This window comes from Westiellopsis prolifica IICB1, assembly GCF_004323185.1.
Lineage (GTDB): Bacteria > Cyanobacteriota > Cyanobacteriia > Cyanobacteriales > Nostocaceae > Pelatocladus > Pelatocladus prolificus_A.
The window spans coordinates 1,841,204-1,856,661 of record NZ_NAPS01000001.1 but is presented as its reverse complement, the minus strand read 5'-3'; the positions used below and the strand labels follow the sequence as shown (position 1 = coordinate 1,856,661).

At 39.9% G+C, this 15,458-nt stretch carries 13 protein-coding genes and 1 pseudogene; 11 read left to right on the top strand and 3 right to left on the bottom strand.

Going from position 1 to position 15,458, the window contains the following annotated elements; all coding sequences use genetic code 11:
• From B4U84_RS07875 to B4U84_RS07860, 4 genes are all read left to right on the top strand, one after another.
• Positions 1–2,028: PfaB family protein (locus B4U84_RS07875; RefSeq protein ID WP_242677566.1), on the top strand; the 2,028-nt coding region annotated here is incomplete at its 5' end.
• Between the two features lie 171 nt (positions 2,029–2,199).
• Entirely contained in the window at positions 2,200–3,861 is a 1,662-nt protein-coding gene (locus B4U84_RS07870; protein ID WP_131116734.1) for a PfaD family polyunsaturated fatty acid/polyketide biosynthesis protein, read from the top strand.
• A 5-nt stretch (positions 3,862–3,866) separates the two neighbouring features.
• Entirely contained in the window at positions 3,867–5,372 is a 1,506-nt protein-coding gene (locus B4U84_RS07865; protein ID WP_131118796.1) for a thioester reductase domain-containing protein, read from the top strand.
• Positions 5,373–5,775: 403 nt separating this feature from the next.
• The gene (locus B4U84_RS07860) at positions 5,776–6,780 is read left to right on the top strand and encodes an NAD-dependent epimerase/dehydratase family protein (protein ID WP_131118794.1); all 1,005 of its coding nucleotides are present in this window, start codon (positions 5,776–5,778) and stop codon (positions 6,778–6,780) included.
• A 76-nt stretch (positions 6,781–6,856) separates the two neighbouring features.
• Here B4U84_RS07860 and B4U84_RS07855 read toward each other — a convergent pair.
• Positions 6,857–7,018: pseudogene (locus tag B4U84_RS07855) on the bottom strand (HPF/RaiA family ribosome-associated protein); the annotation flags it as partial.
• A gap of 276 nt (positions 7,019–7,294) precedes the next feature.
• Here B4U84_RS07855 and B4U84_RS32090 point away from each other — a divergent pair.
• Positions 7,295–7,531 (top strand): ATP-dependent Clp protease proteolytic subunit, encoded by a 237-nt coding sequence (locus B4U84_RS32090; RefSeq protein ID WP_510650804.1) that lies wholly within the window; start codon positions 7,295–7,297, stop codon positions 7,529–7,531.
• A gap of 22 nt (positions 7,532–7,553) precedes the next feature.
• Here B4U84_RS32090 and hetI read toward each other — a convergent pair whose 3' ends face one another.
• Positions 7,554–8,276 carry a 4'-phosphopantetheinyl transferase HetI gene (gene hetI / locus B4U84_RS07840; protein WP_131118792.1) on the bottom strand — a complete coding sequence of 241 codons (723 nt, stop codon included), beginning with the start codon at positions 8,274–8,276 and terminating at the stop codon, positions 7,554–7,556.
• Positions 8,277–8,568: 292 nt separating this feature from the next.
• On the opposite strand from hetI, the gene B4U84_RS07835 reads away from it, so the two are divergent.
• The 3 genes from B4U84_RS07835 to B4U84_RS07825 all read left to right on the top strand — a co-directional run bounded on the left by B4U84_RS07835 (position 8,569) and on the right by B4U84_RS07825 (position 13,116).
• A complete protein-coding gene (locus B4U84_RS07835; RefSeq protein WP_131116731.1) occupies positions 8,569–9,288 on the top strand; it encodes a cyanoexosortase B system-associated protein in 720 nt (239 codons plus the stop codon).
• 31 nt (positions 9,289–9,319) lie between these two features.
• Positions 9,320–10,642 (top strand): polysaccharide biosynthesis/export family protein, encoded by a 1,323-nt coding sequence (locus B4U84_RS07830; RefSeq protein WP_044452343.1) that lies wholly within the window; start codon positions 9,320–9,322, stop codon positions 10,640–10,642.
• 326 nt (positions 10,643–10,968) lie between these two features.
• Positions 10,969–13,116, top strand: coding sequence for a GumC family protein (locus B4U84_RS07825; RefSeq protein ID WP_131116728.1), 2,148 nt, complete (start codon positions 10,969–10,971; stop codon positions 13,114–13,116).
• A gap of 344 nt (positions 13,117–13,460) precedes the next feature.
• Here the strand turns inward: B4U84_RS07825 and B4U84_RS07820 are convergent, their stop codons facing one another.
• A complete protein-coding gene (locus tag B4U84_RS07820) occupies positions 13,461–13,937 on the bottom strand; it encodes an MEKHLA domain-containing protein (protein WP_131116726.1) in 477 nt (158 codons plus the stop codon).
• Between the two features lie 105 nt (positions 13,938–14,042).
• Here B4U84_RS07820 and B4U84_RS07815 point away from each other — a divergent pair, with 105 nt between their 5' ends.
• From B4U84_RS07815 to B4U84_RS07805, 3 genes are all read left to right on the top strand, one after another.
• A complete protein-coding gene (locus tag B4U84_RS07815) occupies positions 14,043–14,474 on the top strand; it encodes a VOC family protein (RefSeq protein ID WP_131116723.1) in 432 nt (143 codons plus the stop codon).
• A 351-nt stretch (positions 14,475–14,825) separates the two neighbouring features.
• Positions 14,826–14,963, top strand: a complete 138-nt coding sequence (locus tag B4U84_RS30440) for a hypothetical protein (RefSeq protein ID WP_165490259.1) — start codon at positions 14,826–14,828, stop codon at positions 14,961–14,963.
• The gene (locus tag B4U84_RS07805; RefSeq protein ID WP_017309017.1) at positions 14,956–15,354 is read left to right on the top strand and encodes a hypothetical protein; all 399 of its coding nucleotides are present in this window, start codon (positions 14,956–14,958) and stop codon (positions 15,352–15,354) included. The genes B4U84_RS30440 and B4U84_RS07805 overlap by 8 nt, the downstream gene beginning before the upstream one ends.
• Positions 15,355–15,458: the final 104 nt, after the last annotated feature.

Genomic DNA, 15,458 nt, shown 5'->3' with positions numbered 1-15,458 from the left:
GGACAAGGGAGACAAGGGAGACAAGGGGGACAAGGGGGACAAGGGGGACAAGGGGGATTAAATTCTTCCCACACTTCCCACACTCCTTTCTATGTTGCGACAGAATCAAGACCTTGGTTTCTCGATAAACAAGCTACAAAAAGAATTGCTGCTATCAATAGCATAGGAATAGATGGTAGTTATGCTCACGCCATCTTATCAGAAGAACCAGAACAACAAGAACGCAGCAGCAGATTTTTGCAGCAAACACCCTTTTATTTATTTCCAATTACTGGACGCGATCGCACTGATTTACTTACCCAACTTGACGCTCTCGAAAACACCGTAACCAACGGTACTTCCCTCGCCAACGCTGCTAATCTTGCTTTTGCCAACTATAAACTAGATCCGAGTGCAAATTACATCTTAGTAATTCTGGCACATAACCAAAACGAACTCACCAGAGAAATCGCAGCCGCGAGAAAAGGTATAGATAACGCCTTTGCTAAACAACAAGATTGGCAAACACCACTAGGAAGTTACTTTACAGCTAAACCACTCGGTAAACGTGGGGGAGTTGCTTACGTCTACCCAGCAGCAGTCAATTCTTATCTAGGTATTGCGCGTAACCTCTTCCGTCTATTCCCCAACATCCTCGACGACATCGCCATCAAAGAACTACAAAACCTGGTCGCCGATATTTCCCGCATCGTCTTCCCCAGAAGCTTAAACAAACTTTCATCCCGCCAACTCGAAACCAAAGAACAGCAATTTCTGGATGATCCTCTAGCAATCTTCGACGTAGACATGCTGTTTACCAGATTCATCACCCAAATCATCCGTGATCAATTCCAAGTCAAACCCGAATTTGTCTTTGGTTACAGCTTAGGTGAAACCAGTATGATGTCTGCGACTGGTGTCTGGGATAACTTCACCCAAGGAATCCGCGCTCTCCACACCTCACCCCTATTCGCCGACAGATTATCTGGTGCAAAAACAGCCGTTCGTCAGTATTGGCAATTACCACCAACCGAAGATAATAACTTCTGGGCTAACTATGTTCTCATGACAACCCCATCACAAGTCAGAGAATACCTCAAACATGAGAAGCGCGTCTTCTTAACCCAAATTAACACACCAGAAGAAGTCGTCATCGCCGGTCAACCAGCAGCTTGTGAAAGAATCATTCAAATATTAGGCTGTAACGCTTTTCGCGCCCCCTTCGATCACGTGATCCATTGTGAAGCGATGGGTTCCGAGTATAGCGAAATCGCCAGAGTCAACACCCTACCCATCCAGAAAAACCTACCAGATGTCACCCTCTACTCTGCTGCTGAGTATGGACCAGTGAAAATAGAAAGTAGTGCGATCGCCAACAGTATCGCCACAGGTTTATCCCAACAACTAGACTTTCCTCGCCTAGTCAACCGAGTCTACGACGATGGCGCGAGAATCTTTATCGAAACAGGTGCAGGTAACATTTGTTCACGCTGGATAGATAAAATTCTCGGCAGCAAACAACACATTACCATATCCCTCAATCGCCGAGGCTTAGACGATCATTCTGGTATTGTCAAAGCGCTAGCAAAACTCGTCAGTCATCAAGTTTCCGTTGACCTGTCACCACTCTACACCCAAGTAACACAAACAAGTAAAAAATCCCAACTCACCCTCAAAAAAGTCACCTTGGGTGGACAAAGCATTACCGACAAAATATTAACAGAAGAAAACAAACAACTCTTTCGCAACATCTCCACAACTAGCAAAAAATCTCGACCCATCAACCCACCTGCGACTCAACCAGAAAAAATGCCGATACAAAATATCATGGATAACAGCTTAGAGCCAAAACCAGAAGTACAATTTGTTGAGTCAACCCAATCTATTAGTCTCCTCAATCAATCTCATTACCAACAATTGAACGCCAATAATTTCCAAGTTCATCAAACTCATGACACCTTCTTACAATCTCGTCACGAATTTAGCCAGCAAATCAGCGAACTGATTCAACTACAAATTGCTTGTGTTGAAAACTTGTTAAATGAGTAAAAAACCACAGAGACGCAGAGAACACAGAGAGAGAAATTATAACAACGTAATTATTCCCCTCTCTCCTCTTTCCTCTGCGTACTCTGCGTACTCTGCGGTTCATTAAAAAATACTCTCAACTAGGATGCAATATAAATCAACTACTAATAACTATCTTGAGGAATCACTACGGTGAAAACAGTAGATGTGGTACTAGAGAATGGTCTTGAATTTTATGGTTCTCCCTGCAACTTTAATCAAGTATGGAAAGGTTCCTTAGATTGCGTAGCCTTTGACCCTAATATAATTAAAGAAAAACTTCTGACATTAGATCAACCTTGTTACATCGTTAAAGTTGACGGCAAAATTGGTGTCACAAACGACGGTTATTTGTCTCCTCTTGAGCATGGTAAAACAGGACAAATTGAACTGTTGATGGTAATTCCACCCATCAGATTACAACAGTTAGGAGACCCGAATTTCCTGGCTTTTCATGGTGTGAAATACGCCTATACCACTGGTGCAATGGCTGGTGGAATCGCTTCAGAAGAAATGATCATTGCTTTAGGAAAATCGGGAATTTTGGGTTCTTTTGGTGCGGGTGGTTTACCACCGCATCGCTTGGAAATAGCTATTAATCGCATCCAATACGCCTTACCAAATGGCCCTTATGCTTTTAATTTAATTCATAGTCCTAATGAACCTGCACTAGAACGTGGTGCTGTAGATTTATATCTCAAATATGGGGTAAGAACTATAGAAGCTTCGGCTTTTTTAGATATTACTCCTAATATAGTTTATTACCGTGCCGCAGGACTAAGTGTCAATTCAGCTAATGAAATTGAAATAAAAAACAAAATCATTGCTAAAATTTCCCGTCGCGAAGTTGCAACTAAATTTATGCAACCAGCGCCACAAAAGATGTTGCAAGAGTTGGTTGCACAAGGATTAATCAGTGAATTACAAGCAAATTTAGCAGCTAAAATTCCTCTTGCTGATGATATTACAGCAGAAGCTGATTCTGGTGGTCATACTGATAATCGTCCACTGGTTTGTTTGCTACCTTCAATTGTGGCTTTGCGGGATGAAATTCAAGCACAATATAATTATGAAAAACCTATTCGAGTAGGGGTTGCAGGTGGAATTGCTACGCCACAATCTGCTTTAGCTGCTTTTATGATGGGTGCTGCATATGTGGTGACAGGTTCAATTAATCAATCATGTATTGAAGCTGGAAGTTGTCAGCATACCAAGCAATTGTTAGCACAAGCAGATATGGCTGATGTGATGATGGCTCCAGCCGCAGATATGTTTGAAATGGGGGTAAAACTGCAAGTTCTCAAACGCGGTACAATGTTTCCTCTCCGCGCTCAAAAGTTATATGAAATCTACAGGAATTATAATTCCATTGATGAGATTCCGACTCAAGAAAGAGAGAAACTAGAAAAACAAGTTTTTCGCAAGCCACTGACTCAAGTTTGGGAAGAAACAGTTTCTTATTTATCACAAAAAAATCCAGAGAAATTGGGGAAAGCTGTTAATAATCCTAAATTGAAAATGGCGTTAATTTTTCGTTGGTATTTAGGGTTATCTTCTCGTTGGTCTCATGCTGGAGAAAAAGGTCGAGAAGTTGATTATCAAATTTGGTGTGGTCCTGCAATAGGTAGCTTTAATGACTGGGTGCGGGGTTCCTATCTAGCAGATCCAAATCATCGTCGTGTCGTGGATGTTGCTAACCATATCATGATCGGTTCTGCCTACTTATACCGAATTCAAAGTTTGAAAACTCAAGGGCTGCAAATTCCAAATTACTACAGTCAATATACACCTGTAAATTCTACATTGGAAGCCTAAATATGATGACAGCAAAAAAATATTTAACAGCAGCAGAAATTCAAGCTTGGTTGTTATCTAATCTTGCCGAAACTCTCCAGGTAGAACCAGAGCAAGTTGATACCGAACAGCCATTAGATACTTATGGTTTGGATTCTACTCAGGCGATGTTAATTGTCACTAAAGCCGAAAAGATGCTCGGATTTAAAATCGCTCCGACATTATTATGGCATTACCCAACTATTGCATCGCTATCACAGCGTTTAGCCGAAGAATCGCAAGAATTAGCGTCAGATGTAGAAGACACTGTTGCAGTTAAAAATGTCGCTCCGATTTTAGATTTAAGTGCTGAAGCTGTTCTTGATCATAATATACGTCCTGCATCTGGTTCTTTTGTGTTCACAGGTGAACCAAAGAATGTATTTATTACAGGTGGAACAGGATTTTTAGGAGCTTTTTTAATCTACGAACTGCTACAACAAACCAATGCTGATATTTATTGTTTAGTACGTGCTGCTCATCCAGAAGAAGGTAAGCAGAAACTCAAGAAAAACTTGCAAAGTTATGGACTTTGGAATGAAATATTCCATCCCAGAATTATGCCAGTAATTGGTGATTTATCTCAGCCACTATTAGGAATTGGCAAAGAAGCCTTTGATATGCTAGCTGCTAATCTTGATAGTATTTATCACAGTGCTGCAACACTCAATTATGTTTATCCCTATTCTGCACTCAAAACACCAAATGTTTTAGGGACACAAGAAGTATTGCGTTTGGCGTGTCTTTTCAAAGTCAAGCCAGTACATTATGTTTCCAGTGTCGCTGTATTTGAATCACCATTTTATGCTGGTAAAATAGTCAAAGAAGATGATAGCTTTGAACATTGGCAAGGTATTTTTCTCGGTTACTCGCAAACAAAATGGGTAGCAGAAAAACTAGTCACAATTGCTCGCGATCGCGGTCTTCCTGTAACTATCCATAGACCGCCTTTAATCGCAGGAGATAGCCAAACAGGTGCTTGTAATACAGATGATTTTATCAACTTAGTAATTAAAGGTTGTATCCAGATGGGATACTTCCCAGACGTAGATTATCGGTTGGATGCATCACCTGTTGATTATGTTAGCAAAGCCATTGTTTATCTCTCCAAACAAGAAGCATCTTTAGGGAAAGCATTCCACCTACAGCATCCTGTACCTGTTCCCTTTTCTGATTTGCTTGCATGGATGGATTCTCTTGGTTTTGCTATTCAAACAATTCCTTATCAAGAATGGCAGACAAAGTTAATTAATGATATCTCTTCCGCAGAGAATCCTTTGTATACACTCAGACCTTTCTTACTAGAACGTTGGTCAGAAGAACAAATCACTATTCCTGATTTGTATCTGCAAAGTAGAAGACCAATAATTAATTGTGAAGCAACACTCAATGCACTTGCTGGTAGTGGTATCGTTTGTCCACCAATGGATACACAACTGTTTATGACTTACTCTACTTACTTGCTGCAAAATGGTTTCCTAAATGTAGCTTAAAACTAAATCTACAAATGCATACAGATAATTTATCGGTGTCTATCTGTGTGCATCTGTAGTCGATTGACCAACAATGATTTTGTCATAATTTTTATTTACATCAAGCCTCACTTTATTTTTAAACCCCGCTTAAACATATTTTTATATTGAACTGATTCCTAAAAATATAAATACTAAAAATACTTCTTTAATTATTTTTTCAAAAATATATACACCAAATGATAGATTGGTATGAAAATAAAATTTATTTACTATAAACATTAGGGCATTAAATTTTCACTTCAGGTACTAATTTGCTTCTCTCATTCACTCCCCAAAAAATGCTTATAAATTATCTCCTGAAATATTTGTTCATGAGATTATGAACAAAAAATCTCTTGCTCCACAAAGGATATCTAAATTTATGAACCTCAAAGATAAAACTATCCTGATCACAGGAATAGGTGGGTTTATTGGCTTACGTACTACCGAATTAGCGATCGCCCAAGGAATGCATGTTCGAGGAATAGAAAATGATCCCAATAACGCCAAAATAGCCCAGAGTCTGGGCGCAAAAGTATTTGTTGGTAGCATTTGCGATCCAGCTGTAGCACAAGAAGCTTGTCAAGGAGTAGACATTGTGCTACATACAGCCGCTCTCGTTAAAGAAGGAGGATCACTGGAGGAGTTTCGTAATGTTAATGTTGGTGGTACTCTCAACATCGCCAAAGCAGCTATGAATGCTGGAGTTAAGACTTTTGTTCACCTTTCAAGCGTCATAGTATACGGTTTTATTTATCCTAATCAAGTTACAGAAGAAGGTCCACTCCGTAGCGAAAACAATCCTTACTCTTTGACAAAAATAGAAAGTGAACAAGAAATCTTAAAGCTAAACGCACCACCAAATTTTGGTGTAATTATTATTAGACCAACCGCTGTTTATGGTCCAAGAAGTAACCCTTGGGTTGTTCGTCCCCTTTCGCTAATGCGCCAAAAAAGATTTGTCATACCTGATGCGGGAAGGGGAGTTATGAACCATTTATATATAGATAATTTAATTGATGGAATTTTCCTCGCCATCGAAAAAGAAGCCTATGGAGAAGCTTTTAATATTTCTGATGGACAGGAAACTTCTTGGAAAGAATACTACACACGTTTAGCTAAAGCTGGAAACGTACCCGCGCCTTTGTCTCTACCAGCACCAATTGTCAAGTCTTTGATTCGGTTGGAGTGGTTAAGAATGAAAATTTTGGGTTTAAAACCTGTGATTTTCCCAGCTGCTGTAGATTTTTCTACTAGTCCTCATGCTTATTCGATCAAAAAAGCACAAACCCAGCTAGGATATAAGCCAAAAATCACTCTAGAACAAGGTATGGAATATATCAGGGAATGGCTCGAAAACACAGACATCGAAGCATCAAATCATTGAAAGGAGTGATGAAATACCTCCCCCTTGTCTTTCTTGTCCCCTTTGTCTTCCTTCCCTGGTCTATCAAATAATTTTATTACTGCTGCCATCCCAATGGCGGTTCAACAATGGTCTGTCCTGCTTTACCAGCAATAACACCAGGCTTGTCAACAATCTTTACTGTACTGGCTTGGGGGCCTTCTTCACCAAGTTCGAGGACGCAATGCACACCCGTACCAATTCCTAAGCGATCGAAGTCAGCTAACACAGTAATTCCTATTCATTACCATCCTTGTGATGAATATGTCTATGTCCTCAAAGGAATAATCGAAACTGGTGGACGAGAATGCACATCGGGAACATTTTGGTTTACACCAGCCAATACTAAAAATGGTCCCCACAAAGCAATTACAGACGTAGAAATCATTACTATTCGCCTTGGAGCAATGGGAGTATTTGAGGAAGCATCAATTTAGCAAATGTCATAGTCTGACACCGTACTCTCTGCATCCTAGTACGGTTAGTTAAAAATTAAATCTTATACCATTTCACGTTAATCACGATACACATAAATTTTGTACCAGACGCGATATATCGCGTCTGGTACAGGGTCTGTATTTGTATCAGATTTTGGATAATAGCTACTAACACTGGTCAACCGAAACAGATAATTAAACTTGATTCTGAAAGAGATTTTGTTATGAGTGCTGAAGAAGCAAAAGCCTATGGTTTAGTTGACAGCATCATCCAAAAAACATCTGCTTATTCCTAATCATAAATAAGTACTAAAATTTTTAATACTGCCAGTACTTTAAATCTAAATTTTGACCTGCCATAGCAACTGCACCAAGGTAATGATCACCAGGTACGAGTTCAATTAAACTCCATTCTTCATCAGTGATAAGTTTTGCTGGTTGTTCTAGAGTCAAAGAAATCTCTACTTTTTCTAATTGAACTATTCCGACTCCTATTGCTTTTAAGTAAGCTTCTTTGCAAGTCCAGTAGCGAAAAAACACTTGTTGTTGTTGGTTTGAGGGGAGCGATCGCACTACTTCATATTCTCTAGGTGCAAAGAACCTTTCCGCAAGAGCTTCGACATCACTGACTGACCGCATATATTCTACATCTATACCAATTTTGCGGTTCCTACTGACACCACATAAAGCCAAATCTTGTGAGTGAGACAAGTTAAATGATACTCCACTATCAGCAAACCTATCAGCTAATAATGGCTTTCCACGAAGTTCGTAGGTAAATTCCACCGCTTGCGGTTCCACACCTAAGTAGCGACCCAAGATTGTACGCAAGATACCCCGACCTGCAACAAAACGCTGTCGATGTTGTTCAAAGTAAAACCTTTGAGCGCGAGCAATTTCGTCACTAGAGAGGGTTGTTTGTAAAGCTTGCAGTTCCGATTCTGGTCGGTCTAGCGAGATTCGCCAAACATGCACATCATCAGGTAACAAGGTTAAATTTGTCGGTGCGGTTAGCCACAAATGATTAGTCTCAGACCCCATCTTAGATATTTTGTCCGTCATTCAATTTTAAATTTTAGATTTTGGATTCTTTTCATCCCTCACATCGCAAACTAACCTGTTAAATAAACACATTTATTTTACGGCAGATTGCAACTGGTGCAATCTGTCAGATAATTATCAGTTTTGATAAGTTCATAGTAAACACCAAGCGTGCTTATATATTTTAAAACCAAACTTCTGACTAGAATCTTGGAAAACACTCAGTAATATAACTGAACTCATTACAGCAAACTTGAGTCTAAAATTTTCTCATATTCTACGTATTTTACTGATGACTTCTTCTAAACTTTTCAAAGAGCGTTACTTTGCTCAGGTTGTAACGCTGTTGTTATTGTTAATAATACTGATAATAGGAGCGGTTCCTGGATACCTCAAAGGATACTGGCAATGGCAGGAACCACCACCTGTTACCAATCTCAAACAGTTAAAACGGATACGTCAAATAGGATTGACTCTTCCTGGTTGGCAAACGGTTGAACAAGCAGAACAACCTATTGGCGAACAAAAGTGGTCTTTGCAGTTAATTAAAAAACAAAATGCCGATACTGAGGCTGTGTTATTGTTATTACCGCAAAATGGATCAAGAAAACAGCCACAAGTAGAATGGACAGAGGTTAATGGTTGGGGTCATTCACGTTGGGGACAGTGGGATATTGCTCAAAGTCGTTTAGTTGAATTTACTGTCAAGCAGTTGCAAGCAAAGGTAAAAGCTAGATTTTTTCGTGCTGCGACAAAAGAGCAAACTTTTGCAGTTCTGCAATGGTACGCTTGGCGCGATGGTGGTGATCCATCAACTTTGCAATGGTTATTGGCAGATCAGATAGCTCAATTACAAAAGCAACGTGCTGCTTGGGTTGCTGTCAGTATCCTTGTACCGATGGAACCTTTAGGAAAGATTGATACAGTTTGGTCTGAAGTTAAATCTCTTGGCGAAACAGTACAAGATAATTTAATGACAATTTTGCAGCCTGAGAACGGCTTCACAGCTTAAATTAAATCGTCTATAACTTCTATTTGTTGATATGCGTGCATTCAGCACATTGTACTATTTGAGTTTTTCAGTCAGTATTTTATTAACAACAACTTCAATACCTGTTGTTGCTCAAGCGCCATTTCCTGGTTCTGTCACAGACAGTGAATTTACTCCGTTGGGTGTTAATAATAATGAAATACCGTCTCAACTCGACCGTTATATTTTGGGGTCGGGAGATACAATTACTATCCAAGTTCAACGTCCTTTTGGCCCTTATCGTTTAGGACCAGGAGATGTGATTGGCGTTGTGATTGAGCGTTTTCCAGATTTAGGTTTTCAAGCTGCTGTCAATCCCGAAGGAAAGATTATTGTTCCTTTATTGGGAACTGTATCACTACAAAATTTAACTTTAGCAGAAGCACAAAATCAGATTCGCTCTTTATTCAATACTTATGTCATTAATCCAATCGTGACTTTATCTTTGGTGTCGCAGCGACCGGAGATAAATTTTTCAGTCACAATCAACCCTGAAGGTAATGTTGTTTTGCCTCAAGTGGGAACAGTATCCTTAAAAGGCTTGAGTTTGGAAGAAGCTCAAGAAAAAATTCGCTTACTACGCGATCGCATTACACCCGATCAAATAGTTGCTGTATCATTAGCATCACCTCGAACAGTACAAATCACTATTAGTGGTGAAGTACCAAAACCGGGAATTTATCCCATGAATTCACCAACACCTCGGATCGTTGATGCTTTACAACTAGCAGGCGGTTCTACTATGATGGCAGACCTGCGACAAGTGCAACTACGGCGAAAGTTAATTGACGGTTCAATTATTACCCAAAATATTGACCTGTATAATCCTGTACTCAAAGGTGAGACCGCACCTAACTTCCGTTTGCAAGATGGAGATGCGATCGTTGTCATGCGTCGCAACTCAGCTAATGATCATAATTACAATCGCAATCTTGTTGCTCGTTCCTCTTTAGCTCAACCCCAAATTCGAGTCAGAGTATTAAACTACGCTACTGGCGGAATCGTAACGCAAACATTGCCGAATGGTAGTAACTTCGTAGATGTTTTATCAGGAGTCAACCCTAATTTTACTAACATCCGGGACATTGCCCTAGTTCGCTTCGATCCAGAACGAGGTAAAGCTATCACTCAGAGATTAAACGGTAAAAAGGCTTTAGGTGGAGATCCAACTCAAAACGTGCCACTTCAAGATAATGATGTTATCGTGATTGGTCGAAACCTCATCGGTAAAATTACGAACTTAATATCTACCATTACCCAACCCTTCTTCAGTTTTCAGAATTTCCTCAACTTCTTCGATAGTTTCATCGGTGGAGGGGGGAGTGGAGGGAAGTAGGGGACAAGGAAGACAAGGAGGACAAGGAAGAATATTTTTCGTTCCCCTTTGTCTGTTCCCTGTTCCCCTTTCCCTTATACCATTTCACGTTAATACCGATACATATGAATCTTGTAGAGACGCGTTCGCTTTTAGCGTTCCCGCAGGGTAATTTCGCGTCTCTACAGGATCTGTATTTGTATCAGGGTTTTCGTGAAATGGTATTACACCTCTTTTTTAAATCACAGTCAATCCAAAATCCAAAATCTAAAATCTAAAATCTAAAATCTAAAATCCATAGACGCGTAAGCGGCTTCAAGGTAGAGTAATCCAAAATCCAAAATCGAATGACACCACCGATTGTTAAGCGCTACTTGATAGCTTTTGAGAAGTATAAGTGGATTGGTTTAGCCAGTTTCACTTTAGTTGTAGTTGGTTCAACGGTGATCGCTATACAACCAGAACCACCCGCTAGTTATATTACAGATGCTGCACTTACTTACTCTAGTCCTCCGGTTTTATTTTCTGTGACTGGGGGGGAAATTCAGCAACAAGGTCAAGAATTAACTCAAGAAATTTTGTTATCAGACCAAATCATTGAGGCTGTGGCAACAAAAGTCAATGTTAAACCAAAACAAATTGGTAAAAATATTGCTCTGACTGTACCGGAAAAAAGTAAGCCAGGAGAAGCACCAGCATCCACACTGATTGAAATTAAATATCAAGACTCTAACGAAAAGCGTGCTAAACAAACAGTACAGTTATTGATGGAAGCCATGATTAAGTTGAGTGGTGAGATTAATAGCAGGCGATTAAATGCAATTATCAAAAAAATCAACGAACGTTCTCCACAGATTAAACAAGATTTGCAATTAGCGGAGAAAAAACTAGAACAATACGATCGCATTCAAGGTCCAGCATTAATAGCTGCGGAAAATGGTAGTTTGCTGAATGCAATTACCAGCAGTCAAAATCAGCAACGACAAATTCAATTGACGCTAACTGGAGTGGATGCTCAAGTTCGCAGTTTACAGAAAAAATTGGGATTAAATGTCAACCAAGCTTATGTTTCATCAGCTTTGAGTGCTGATCCAATTATTGCCAACTTGCGATCGCAAATTTATCAAGTCGAAAGCCAAATGGGAGTCCTTGCCAAACAAGGTGCGCGTCCCGAATTACCGCAGATGGTACAATTGCAGCGTCAAAAAGATGCTTATGAACAATTGATACAACAACGAGCCGTTGAAGTTATTGGTGGTCAAGGTGCGACAGCTCCTCTTGCTAGTTCAGTTACAGATATTCGTTCCCAAAGTAACTTAGACCCTGCTCGTCAGCAACTAGCCAATCAGCTAGTAGCTTTACAAACTCAGTACGAAACATTACGACAACAGCTAGTTTCTTTATCACAAGAAGAAGAACGACTGCGACAAGCATATGCTTTGATACCTAATAAGCAACTAGAGCGATCGCGTTTAGAACAAGAATTAGCACTCAAAAAAGCCATCTTCGACAAAATGCAAGCCAAGCTGATTGATGCTCAAGCAGCAGAAGCAGAAACTGTGAGTAGCCTAAGTGTAGCTAGAGTCCCTTTAGTGACTGCTGATATTAAACCTCCGAAGAGTGTATCAGCTACCCTAGCAATTGGTGGTGTTTTCGGATTAATCGTCGGTGGTGGGGTGATATTTTTATTAGGCTCACTCGAAGGTACTTTCAAAACCAAAGAGGATATCCGCAATCATCTCAAACAGCGAGAAGTCGCCGTACTGGGAGAGTTACCTTTAATGCCAGTAGAGGACTTGTCACCAGACGAAGTACCAACCCTACTTTCTGTTTATTCCCCCTATTTAGAATACTATGAGAAGTTGCGTAGCAATTTACGTCGCTTCGGCAGCAAAAAATTAAAAGTAATATTAATTACTAGTGTGAGCAGCAGTGAAGGTAAAACCACAAGTGCTTACAACTTGGGTATAGCTTCCGCTCGTGCTGGCAAACGTACCTTAATTATTGAAACAGATTTGCGATCGCCTTCTCGTAGTCCATCGCTAAAAGTGAGTATTGACCCCAATGCAAATATTGAACCCCTACGCTATTACGGTAGCTTGAGCGAGTGTATCCGCTTAGTTCCTGATGTCGAAAATTTATACATTGTTCCTAGTGCCGGCTCTGTACATCAGCCTGCTGCTATTCTTGAATCTAGCGAATTTCGACGCTTAATTGAAGATGCTCGTGAACGCTATGATTTAGTAATTATAGACACTAATCCCATCAGTTTATCCAACGATGCCTTATTAATTCAACCTTACAGCGATGGCATTATCCTAGTCACCCGACCACATCATACCCAAGAAAACATGCTCGGTGAAGTTGTAGATGAATTGGTGGAATCAGAATTAGGATTAGTGGGAGCAGTAATTAACGGCGCTGATATCTTCGTCCCTCAGTCTCAATTTGGAGAATCAGTCTCTTCATCTGCTGAAGAATCATTGGTGCGTTAGGACTAGTGGTCTGTCGCATAAGTTCTGAGGGGTTATACCATTTCACGTTAATCACGATACACATAAATTGTGTTCCAGACGCGATATATCGCGTCTCTACATGGTCTGTATTTGTATCAGATTTTTTGTGAAATGGTATTACGAGGAGAAAGATCCCCGACTTTTTTCAAAAGTCGGGGATCTTGCAGCCCAATGTCCATAACACACCCTACCAGATTTTAATTTCTGGCGTTGCTGAATCGCGGTATGAATCTAGTGTAGAGACGCGATATATCGCGTCTAGTACAAAGGTTTTGGAATTACCTAAAATCATTTTCATACATGAAATCAGCAACGCCTAATTTCTAGAGCATAAATTCATAATTAGAATAAACAGCAGCTTGACCACAATACTGATCATTCTCATCTAATAAATTCCACAAAATACCATCTTTAATAGAAAAACGTTTACCAGTGCTGGTAATCCGAACACCAGAAAAATTACTAAACCCTTTAGTTGTTGTTTCCGCTAACAACCGATTACGTTCCTCTTGTACAACCTCTTCAGCTGTTTTCCGTGAAGGCATTTTAGTAAAATCCTGCCATGAAAGCTGCCATAATTCCAAGGCTTTTTGATTCCCGTAGTTAAAAATTGGGTCTGGTTCAGTCCCGTGAGAAACTAAAGCAAAAGGCGCTGCAAACAGTGCTTGGGCTATCTCTTGTGCAGAACCATTAACATCTAGTAGAGAACGTCCTGTCCAATAATCAAAACTACGTAATATACGTAAGCTGTGGCGAATTACAGTCTCTTGTTGCCAAGGAAGTTGGATGTTATTGGTCATATATATTTAGAGTTGCATAATTGCCTGATTATTTTGCAATTTATATATAGATAGTAATACGGCTACTTAAACCTAGCCTTTAGTTCCTCAGTTTTATCCCTCAATATGAATCAAACTATATTTCATCTTGCTTTTCCAGTCGCCGACATAGCTCAAGCAAAAGTATACTACGTTGATGGTTTAGGCTGTATTGCTGGTCGAGAAAATCACCATGCTCTCATTCTCAATCTTTACGGTCATCAATTGGTGGCTCATGTCACCAAAGAACCGTTGACACCACAACGCGGTATTTATCCCAGACATTTTGGATTAGTTTTTACTTCAGAAGACGACTGGAAATCTTTACTGTTGAGAGCGCAACAGCATCAACTACTGTTTAGAGAAGAACCCAAGCATCGTTTTGTTGGTACTCCCCTAGAACATTCCACTTTCTTTTTAGAAGACCCATTTTATAACTTAATGGAATTTAAGTATTATCGTGATAGTGAAGCGATTTTTGGGAATGCGGAGTATCAACAAATTGGCGATCGCACCTAGAAAACGCATCGGTATATTATCTAAATGCGACCTTCTGCATTGTTAATGCATTGGCTTGAATTGTGAATGCATTGGTCTGCATTGTTAATGCATCGGCTTGAATTGTGAATGCATTGGTCTGCATTGTGAATGCATTGGTCTGCATTGTTAATGCATCGGCTTGAATTGTGAATGCATTGGTCTGCATTACGAATGCATAAGGAGTTGACATAACATGGCGAGAAAGTGCGATCGCATCAACTAGACACTGAATATTTACAACACCGCAGAATTTGCCAGGTAAGTAGTGATAAATAAAAGGGCGTTGACACTAAACATGCACGCCCTACTACATTCAACTAAGGTAATTCTATGCGGAATCAAGAACAGTTTGAAACTTTACAAAAATACTTGCTTGATCCAGAAGTTCTATTTGATATTGCAGATAGCGCAGCTGAGATGGGATACATTTGTCCAACCTTGAGTCTTTTCGGGGTGAGTGATGATTGAATTTGTACTCCTAGCAGGCGCTGCTCTTGTTATGATCAATCAAGCGTCTCCACAAGCGCGACATCAGCGCCAAATAAAAGCTTATAAAGAAGGAAAGATATCTAGTAAGCAGGCGCAAGAAAATATTCAAAAAATCTGGATGAATCCTTACTGGAATGAAAACCCAAACGACTTTAGTGAGATTGAGCGCACTCAAGCTAACTGGAATGCGTACGTCAAAAAAAGTCGAGAGGAACAAAACAAGTTCAATTCTCTTGATGTAAATAGTAAAGCAGAATATTTTAGCGATCGCGTGAAAGCAAAGTTTGCGAAGGGAGAAATTGACCGCAACACAGCTTCTAATCAATTAGCTGAGATTAAACGGTGGAGACGCAATAGTTTAAAGTCTTAGCTAACAGCACAAGTCGTCTGAAGACGACTTAAATAAATCAAACAGTCTGCTTAAGCAGACTTGAACTATGAGACTGCGATTTCAATCGCAGGCTATGCCGTTAA

What these genes read in the sequence shown, in the direction of transcription:
- B4U84_RS07860 (WP_131118794.1), top strand. Translation starts at nt 5,776, where the DNA reads ATGAACCTCAAAGATAAAACTATCCTGATCACAGGAATAGGTGGGTTT.
- B4U84_RS07865 (WP_131118796.1), top strand. Translation starts at nt 3,867, where the DNA reads ATGACAGCAAAAAAATATTTAACAGCAGCAGAAATTCAAGCTTGGTTG.
- B4U84_RS07805 (WP_017309017.1), top strand. Translation starts at nt 14,956, where the DNA reads ATGATTGAATTTGTACTCCTAGCAGGCGCTGCTCTTGTTATGATCAAT.
- hetI (WP_131118792.1), bottom strand. Translation starts at nt 8,276, where the DNA reads ATGGGGTCTGAGACTAATCATTTGTGGCTAACCGCACCGACAAATTTA.
- B4U84_RS07835 (WP_131116731.1), top strand. Translation starts at nt 8,569, where the DNA reads ATGACTTCTTCTAAACTTTTCAAAGAGCGTTACTTTGCTCAGGTTGTA.
- B4U84_RS07830 (WP_044452343.1), top strand. Translation starts at nt 9,320, where the DNA reads ATGCGTGCATTCAGCACATTGTACTATTTGAGTTTTTCAGTCAGTATT.
- B4U84_RS07825 (WP_131116728.1), top strand. Translation starts at nt 10,969, where the DNA reads ATGACACCACCGATTGTTAAGCGCTACTTGATAGCTTTTGAGAAGTAT.
- B4U84_RS07815 (WP_131116723.1), top strand. Translation starts at nt 14,043, where the DNA reads ATGAATCAAACTATATTTCATCTTGCTTTTCCAGTCGCCGACATAGCT.
- B4U84_RS07820 (WP_131116726.1), bottom strand. Translation starts at nt 13,937, where the DNA reads ATGACCAATAACATCCAACTTCCTTGGCAACAAGAGACTGTAATTCGC.
- B4U84_RS30440 (WP_165490259.1), top strand. Translation starts at nt 14,826, where the DNA reads ATGCGGAATCAAGAACAGTTTGAAACTTTACAAAAATACTTGCTTGAT.